At 76.8% G+C, this 1375-nt stretch carries 1 protein-coding gene; it reads right to left on the bottom strand.

Annotation, left to right across the window (positions count from 1 at the left end; translation table 11 throughout):
- Window positions 1–1339 (bottom strand): acyltransferase domain-containing protein (locus tag EF903_RS32580; RefSeq protein ID WP_260616231.1); only part of this gene is annotated, 1339 nt, incomplete at its 3' end.
- Window positions 1340–1375 lie beyond the last annotated feature (36 nt).

Raw genomic sequence — 1375 nt, 5'->3', positions numbered from 1 at the left:
GAAGTACGCCTTCCAGGGCCGCCGCCCCGGACACGGGTGCGGGTGCGGGTGCGGCCTGGGTCTCGGCGGGCTGCTCGGGCCAGTAGCGGCGGCCCTGGAAGGCGTACTTCGGCAGCCGCACCGGGGTGGCCGGCCGCCCCTCGTGGACGGCCTTCCAGTCGACCTCCACTCCGTGGGTGTGCAGGCGGCCCAGTGCCTCCGCGGCGGTGCGGACGTCGTCGTGGTCGCGGCGCAGCAGCGACACGGGGCGCACCGGGAGGCCGGGCAGGCACGATTCGGCGGCCGGTGCGAGGACGGTGTCGGGCCCGAGCTCCAGGAAGGCCGTTGCCCCGCTGCCGCGGGCTTCGCGGACGGCGTCGAGGAAGCGTACGCAGCCGCGCAGCTGGTCCGCCCAGTAGTCGGGGGTGTCCATCGCGTGCGCGGTGCGGACGGTGGAGACGACGGGGACGGCGGGCCGTCCGAAGCGGACCTCGGCGGCTGCGGAGCGGAACTCGGCGAGGGCCGGTTCCACACGGGGCGAGTGGAACGCGACGTCCACGCGCAGCCGGCGTGTGCGGTGGCCGCGTTCGGCGAGTTCCCGGGCCGCCGACAGGACCTCCTCCTCGTCGCCGGACAGGACGACCGACCGGGGGCCGTTGACGGCGGCGATGCCGACGCGGTCGGCGCGGCCCTCCAGGACGGCGAGGGCTTCCTCCTCCGTCGCCCGTACGGCGACCATCGCCCCTCCGGCGGGCAGCCTGCCGAGGACGCGGCCGCGGGCGGCGACGAGGGCGGCGGCGTCGGCGAGGGGCATCAGGCCGGAGACGCAGGCCGCCGAGAGCTCGCCGACGGAGTGCCCGATCAGGAGGTCGGGGGTGACGCCCCAGCTCGACAGCAGCCGGAACTGGGCGACTTGGAGGGCGAAGAGGGCCGCCTGGGTGTAATCGGTGCGGTCCAGCAGGTCCTCCCGCTCGAAGACCGCCTCGCGCAGCGGGGTGCCGAGCCGGAACTGCGCGGACACCTCGTCGAAGGCCTGCGCGTACACGGGGAAGGTCTCGTACAGGCCCCGGCCCATCGCGGGGAGCTGGCTGCCCTGCCCGGTGAAGAGCAGGGCGAGCCGCTGCCCGGTGGCGCGGGCCACGTGCAGGCCGTCGGCCGCGCCGCCGGACGCGAGGGCCGCGAGGGCGGTGCGCCTGTGCTGCGCCCCGGCGCCGCCGATCGCGGCGCGGTGGCGGTGTGCGGACCGGGTGGTGGACAGGGCCCGTGCCACGGCGGGGACGTCGGAGGTGTCCGACTCCAGCAGGCGGCGGGCCTGTCCGCGCAGGGCCTGCTCGGAGCGCGCCGACAGCAGCCAGGGCACTCCGTCCAAGGGGGGCAGCGGGGCCGGGGTGTCCTC

This window comes from Streptomyces sp. WAC05292 (assembly GCF_003949955.1).
In the GTDB taxonomy this organism is placed as follows: domain Bacteria; phylum Actinomycetota; class Actinomycetes; order Streptomycetales; family Streptomycetaceae; genus Streptomyces; species Streptomyces globosus.
The sequence above is the reverse complement of the archived record's forward strand: the minus strand, read 5'-3'. Positions and strand labels throughout refer to the sequence as shown.